The following is a 6,588-nucleotide window of genomic DNA, read 5'->3' as shown; positions in this document are numbered from 1 at the left end:
CGTGCACTCCGCCGCGTAAGCCTGGCAGAACGTCACCCAGGCGGCGAGCGGCTTGGCGTCCCCCTGAACCCGCGCACCCGCCTCCGTCGGAAGGCTCGCCAGCGTCTGTGCTTGCGCGGCGGCCGTGAGGCCGAGCAGCGCCGCAGCGCCGGCCACCATCCCCCGAACCGTCCTGAGAAACCCCGCGCTCATCGCACCCGCCCCCGTTGTTGAGGCCAAGATTGCGCCGCAGAGCCTCCGCGGCGCTGAAGCGGATGCGCGCAATTTTACCGATTCGGGGGTGGGGGCCGGGTGACGCGCGACAGCGTCGACGGGGGGCTTGAGAAGCCGCGCGAATCCGTGGCTTCAGTTTCGGGAAGCGGAAACCTTGAGGATTCGTTCGGGGCCTGGGGCGCGTCACGAAGGCGGCGCCGGCCCCGAAGAAGGCCGCGCCCGCGTCCATCCGGCCAGCCGGTCTGCCCCGGGGCCGGCGCACGGCCGCGCACCCGCTCCGCCGCCCCGGCCATCGCTTCTACGGCTCGGCGACAACCGTCCGCGCCTCGTCCGTCGCCCGAAAAACCTGCGTGATGTGCTCAGCGAGATCGCGCGTGCCCAGCGCGGAGGTCTCGGTCATCGGCCCGGATTCCCGCCACGGCGGCCCCGGTGCCGGGGCCCGTCACCCCGCGGTCTGGTCGAGCTTGCGCTCCGCCTCGCCCTTCAGTTCGGGGAAGTCCGCCTGCGTGTAAGCGCGGCCGCGATGCGGATCGTCGGTGACGCCCTCGTGCTCCAGGCGGCGCAGCTGCACCCGGCGGATCTTGCCCGAGATGGTCTTGGGCAGGTCGGTGACGAATTCGAGCCCCCGCAGGCGCTTGAACGTCGCCAGCCGCGCGTTGGTGAAGCGGAAGATGTCGAGTGCCGTCTCCGGTCCCGACGAGGCCCCCGCCACCAGGGACACGTAGGCCTTCGGGATGGTGTGGCGCATCGGATCGGGCACCGGCACCACCGCCGCCTCGGCCACCGCCGGATGCTCGATCAGCACGCTCTCCAGTTCGAACGGGCTGATGCGGTAGCCCGACGATTTGAACACGTCGTCGGCGCGGCCCACGAAGGTGTAGCAGCCCTGGTCGTCCACGAAGGCGACGTCGCCGGTGTGGTAGAGATCGCCCCCGGCCCCCGACAGGTTGCCCTGGCCGTCGTCGTAGCCCTGCATCAGGCCGGCGGGCCTGTGCGCCCCGAGCTCCAGACAGACCTCGCCCTCGGAAGCCGGCTGGCCGTCGATGTCGAGGACGCGCACCCGGTAACCCGGCAGGGGCCGGCCCAGCGCCCCCGGCACCACCGGCTGGCCGGGCGTGTTGGCCATGAGCGCCGTGGTCTCGGTCTGGCCGTAGCCGTCGCGGATCGTGAGACCCCAGGCGCCCTTCACCCGCTCGATCACCTCCGGGTTCAAGGGCTCGCCCGCCGCGCAGACCTCGCGCAGGGCGAGAGTCCGACCGGTGAGATCCTCCTGGATGATCATCCGCCACACGGTCGGTGGCGCGCACAGCGTGGTGGCGCCGGTGCGTTCCAGCTGCGCCAGCAGGGCGGCGGCGTTGAACGGCGCTTGATTGATCACCAGGATCGTCGCCCCGGCATTCCAGGGTGCGAAGAATGACGACCACGCGTGCTTCGCCCAGCCCGGCGAGGAGACGTTGCAGTGCACGTCCCCGGGCTGCAGCCCGAGCCAGTACATGGTCGAGAGCGCCCCCACCGGGTAGGAGCGGTGGCTGTGGCGCACGAGCTTCGGCTTCGCCGTAGTGCCGGAGGTGAAGTAGAGGAGCATCGGGTCGTCAGCCCCGGTCGGGCCGTCCGGTGCGAAATCGTCCGGGGCCGCGGACGCGTCGTCGTAGGCCGCCCAGCCCTCGGTCGCGGCCCCGGTGACGAGGCGGATGGCGTCGCCCGTGTCGAGCCCGGCGAACCGCGCGATCTGTTCCGTCCCCGCCACGATGGCCCGGGGACGGCCGCGGGCGAGGCGGTCAGCGAGTTCGTCGGCGGTGAGCAGGGTGGTCGCCGGGATGACGACCGCGCCGAGCTTCATCGCCGCCAGCATGGTCTCCCACAGGGCCGGGACGTTGCCGAGGAGCAGGAGCAGGTGGTCGCCGCGCCTCAGGCCCTGCTGCCGCAGGTGATTGGCCACCCGATTGGAGCGCCGGGCGAGCTCTCCGAAAGTGAGGCACTGCTCGGCGCCGCTGCCGGCCTCGACGATCCGGAGGGCGGCCCGGTCGCGGCTCTCGGGGCCGGCGAGCACCGCGTCGAACCAGTCGAGCGCCCAGTTGAACGGCACCGGGTCCGGCCACGCGAAGGCCGAGACGGCGGCGGCGTAATCGGTGCGATGGGCCAGCAGAAGGTCGCGGGCCTCCCGGAAGCTCGGCATGGTCGTTCCCCTCCCCGTATCGTGGTCTTGGCTGCCCGTCCCGTTCGGCCGAGGCGGGCCGCATTCAGGTGTTCTCGAACCGGGGCGGCCGCTTCTCCACGAAGGCAGCCATGCCCTCCTTCTGGTCCTTGGTTGCGAACATCGCGTGGAAGACCCGCCGCTCGAACCGGATCCCCTCGGTCAGCGTGGTCTCGTAGGATCGGTTGACCGCCTCCTTGGTCATCATCGCGATCGGGAGCGACATCGACGCGATCGTCTCGGCGGCCTTCAGCGCCGCGTCGATGAGCTGATCGGCGGCGATCACGCGGGAGACCAGCCCCGCGCGCTCGGCCTCGGCGGCGTCCATCATCCGGCCGGTCAGGCACATCTCCATGGCCTTGGCCTTGCCGACGAACCGGGTCAGCCGCTGGCTGCCGCCGATCCCCGGCATCACGCCCAGCTTGATCTCCGGCTGGCCGAACTGCGCCGTGTCGGCCGCCAGGATGATGTCGCACATCATGGCGAGCTCGCAGCCACCGCCCAGCGCGTAGCCCGCCACCGCGGCGATGATCGGCTTGCGCACGGCGACGAAGCGGTCCCAGTCGGCGAACCGGTCGCCCGCGTACATCTCCGCATAGGTGGCGTGCTGCATCTCCTTGATGTCGGCGCCGGCCGCGAAGGCCTTGGCCGAACCGGTGATGACGATGCAGCCGACGCCCGGATCCGCGTCCGCCGCGGTGGCCGCCCGGATCACCTCGCGGGTGAGCTGCGCGTTGATGGCGTTGAGCGCCTTCGGCCGGTTGAGGGTGATCAGCAGGACTCGGCCGCGCGTCTCCGTCAGGATCGTCTCGTACGGCTCGCTCACGACTCGCCTCCCTGCCCGCGAAGCATAGTGATGATCGCGGAAAAGTCCTCTCCCCCGTGGCCCGCGCCGTCGAACAATCCGTAGATCTGCGCGGCCTCCGCGCCCAGCGGCGTGGCGGCCCCGGAGGCGAGCGCCGCGGCCTGGGCGAGCCGGAGATCCTTGAGCATCAGCGCGGCGGCGAAGCCCGGCTTGTAGCCGGTGTTGGCCGGCGAGGTCGGCACCGGTCCCGGCACCGGGCAGTAGGTGGTCAGCGACCAGCACTGGCCCGAGGAGACCGAGGCCACGTCGTAGAGCGCCTGATGCGACAGGCCGAGCTTCTCGCCCAGCGCGAAGGCCTCGCTGACGCCGATCATCGAGATGCCGAGGATCATGTTGTTGCAGATCTTCGCCGCCTGACCGGCGCCGGCCTCGCCGCAATGGAACACGTTCTTGCCCATCGCCTTCAGCAGCGGCTCCGCCTTCGCGAATGCGGCTTCGGCGCCGCCGGCCATGAAGGTCAGCGTCCCGGCCTTCGCGCCGCCGGTTCCCCCCGAGACCGGCGCGTCCACCGACAGGCAGCCCCGGGCCTCGGCGAGGCCGTGGGCCTTGCGGGCGCTCTCGACGTCGACGGTGGAGGAATCGATCAGCAGGGTGCCGGCGGGCAGGGCCTCCGCGAGCTGCGTCCAGACCTCGACCACGTGCCGCCCGGCGGGCAGCATGGTGATCACGACATCCGCTCCGTCGGCGGCTTCGAGGGCCGAGCCCGCCACCGCGATCCCCGCGGCCCGGGCGGTGTCCAGCGAGGCCGGCACCAGATCGAACCCGCGCACGGTGTGGCCGGCCCGCACGAGGTTGGCCGCCATGGGCCCACCCATATTGCCGAGACCGATGAACCCGATGGTCTGCGCCATCCCATTCCTCCCCATTGCATCACGCGGGACCCCGGGTCCCGCCCCTCGACCGCCCGTCCCGCCGGCGCCCTCATCCTGAGGCGCCGGAGCGTAGCGGAGGCCTCGACGGAGACCTCCAGCCGGCCGCGCGATCCCTGGAGCCCTCCCTCAGACCCGGCGATGCGGGCCCCTCAAGATGAGGCGGCGGGTGGGATCAGGCGGCCCGTCATCAGATCGCGCCCGTGCGCGACTCCGCGAAGACCGGCGCCGCCCGCGCCTCCAGCCAGCGGGCGATCCGGGCGGGATCGACCGCGTCGAGGGTGGGCGGGTTCCAGCGCGGCGTCTTGTCCTTGTCGATCACGGCGGCGCGGATCCCCTCGCGGAAGTCGCCCTCGTCCAGCAGCGCCAGCGAGGCGTGGTACTCGCGCTCCAGGCAGGCCTCCAGGTTCGCGGAGCCGCGGCCGAGGCGCAGCAGGCACAGCGTCAGGACGAGGCTCGACGGCGCCTTGGTCAGCAGGGTCGTCCGGGTCGCGGCCGCGAAGTCGGAGCCGTCCGCGTCGAGGGCGGCCAGGATCTCGTCCACCATGTCGAAGGCGAAGCAGCGGTCGATCCGGGCCCGGTGCGCCGCCAGGGGCGGCGCCCCCGGGTCCTGCGCGAACCGGGCGATCAGCTCCCGTACGCCCTCGTGGCCGGCATCCGGATCGAGCGCCAGCAGGGCGTCGATCAGGTTGGGCAGCTCGGCGGACGGCACCTGAGCGTCGGCGAGCCCGCAGAAGATCGCATCGGCGGCCCCGACCGGCTCACCGGTCAGGCCGAGATAGGTGCCGATCTCGCCCGGCGCCCGCGGCAGCAGCCAGGTGCCGCCGACATCCGGGAGGTAGCCGATGCCGGTCTCCGGCATGGCGACGCGGGAGCGCTCGGTGACGATCCGGTGGGCGGCGTGGCCGGCGAGGCCGACGCCGCCACCCATGGTGATGCCGTCCATCACCGCCACGAAGGGCTTTTCATAGGCGGCGATCCGGGCATCCAGCCGGTACTCGTCGCGCCAGAAGGCCTCCGCGAAGGCGGTGCCCTGGCTTTCGTACAGGCCGCGCAGATCGCCCCCCGCGCAGAGGCCGCGCTCGCCCTCGCCGGTGAGCAGCACCGCGGCGATGCCGGGATCGGCGGAGAACTGGTCGAGGGCCTCGTCGATCGCCAGGACCATGCCGTGGGTCAGGGCGTTCAGCGCCTGCGGCCGGTCGAGCCGCAGGCGCCCGAGGGCGCCGACACGCTCGACGATCACGTCGGTCATCGGCGGCCCCCGGTCAGCGCGCGGGCGATGATCATCCGCATGATCTCGTTCGTGCCCTCCAGGATCTGGTGCACCCGAAGGTCCCGGACGATCTTCTCGACCCCGTACTCGGCGAGGTAGCCGTAGCCGCCGTGGAGCTGGAGCGCCTGATTGGCGACCTCGAAGGCGGCGTCGGTGACGTGGCGCTTGGCCATGGCGCAGAGCTGCGTCGCGGCCGGGTCCTTGGCGTCGAGCGCGCCGGCCGCGTGGCGCAGGAAGGTGCGCGAGACCTCCAGGCTGGTCGCCATGTCGGCGAGCCGGAACTGCAGCGCCTGGAAATCCATGAGCTTCGCCCCGAAGGCGCGCCGGTCGCCCATATAGGCGAGGGCCTTGTCGAGGGCCGCCTGCGCGCCGCCGAGGGAGCAGGCGGCGATGTTGAGGCGCCCGCCGTCCAGCCCGCTCATGGCGATGCGGAAGCCCTGGCCCTCCGTGCCCAGGCGGTTGGCCACGGGCACGCGGCAGCCGTCGAAGCGCACGGCCCGGGTCGGCTGGGCGTTCCAGCCCATCTTGCGCTCGTCGGCGCCGAAGGAGAGGCCGGGCGTGCCCTTCTCCACCACGATCGCCGAGATGCCCGCCGGGCCGGCCTCGCCGGTGCGGACCATGCAGACGTAGAGGTCGCTGGCACCGGCACCCGAGATGAACTGCTTCTCGCCGGAGAGCACGTAATGGTCGCCGTCCCGCTCGGCGCGGGTGCGGAGCGCCGCCGCGTCGGAGCCCGAGCCCGGTTCGGTGAGGCAGTAGCTGGCGATCCGCTCCATGCCCATGAGCGACGGGATCCAGCGCCGGCGCTGATCGTCGTCGCCGTAGGCGTCGATCATCCAGGCGCACATGTTGTGGATCGACAGGAACGCCGCCACGGTCGGGCAGCCGGTGCTCAGCGCCTCGAAGATCAGGGTCGCGTCGAGGCGCGAGAGCCCCGAGCCGCCGACATCTTCGCGGACGTAGATGCCCGCCATGCCGAGGGCGGCCGCCGCCCGCAGGGTCTCGACCGGGAAGGTCTTGTCCCGGTCCCAGTCGAGGGCGTGCGGCGCGATGTGCTCGGCCGCGAAGCCGAGGGCCATCTCGCGGATCGCGGTCCGGTCCTCGTCGAGCCCGAAACTCATGGGCACTGCCTCCGAAGGTGCAAACGAGCCTCCCTCCCCCTCTGCGGGGGAGA

Annotated in this window: 5 protein-coding genes; all 5 read right to left on the bottom strand. The window is 72.1% G+C overall.

All coding sequences use genetic code 11. The annotated features are described in order from the left end of the window. Positions 1-655: 655 nt before the first annotated feature. Positions 656-2,389 (bottom strand): AMP-binding protein, encoded by a 1,734-nt coding sequence (locus MFF58_RS19975; protein WP_238290618.1) that lies wholly within the window; start codon positions 2,387-2,389, stop codon positions 656-658. A 64-nt stretch (positions 2,390-2,453) separates the two neighbouring features. Continuing rightward, a complete protein-coding gene (locus MFF58_RS19970; RefSeq protein ID WP_238290616.1) occupies positions 2,454-3,233 on the bottom strand; it encodes an enoyl-CoA hydratase in 780 nt (259 codons plus the stop codon). Continuing rightward, positions 3,230-4,123 (bottom strand): 3-hydroxyisobutyrate dehydrogenase, encoded by an 894-nt coding sequence (gene mmsB, locus MFF58_RS19965; protein ID WP_238290615.1) that lies wholly within the window; start codon positions 4,121-4,123, stop codon positions 3,230-3,232. The genes MFF58_RS19970 and mmsB overlap by 4 nt, the downstream gene beginning before the upstream one ends. Positions 4,124-4,331: 208 nt before the next feature. Next, positions 4,332-5,393 carry an enoyl-CoA hydratase/isomerase family protein gene (locus MFF58_RS19960; RefSeq protein WP_238290614.1) on the bottom strand — a complete coding sequence of 354 codons (1,062 nt, stop codon included), beginning with the start codon at positions 5,391-5,393 and terminating at the stop codon, positions 4,332-4,334. Further along, complete coding sequence (locus MFF58_RS19955; protein WP_238290613.1) at positions 5,390-6,535, bottom strand: isobutyryl-CoA dehydrogenase; 1,146 nt, start codon at positions 6,533-6,535, stop codon at positions 5,390-5,392. The genes MFF58_RS19960 and MFF58_RS19955 overlap by 4 nt, the downstream gene beginning before the upstream one ends. Between the last annotated feature and the right edge of the window lie 53 nt (positions 6,536-6,588).

The sequence above is a fragment of the Methylobacterium longum genome, from assembly GCF_022179385.1.
Classification (GTDB): Bacteria; Pseudomonadota; Alphaproteobacteria; order Rhizobiales; family Beijerinckiaceae; genus Methylobacterium; species Methylobacterium longum.
Note: the sequence above shows the minus strand (reverse complement) of the source record. Positions and strands in the feature narration are given on the sequence as shown.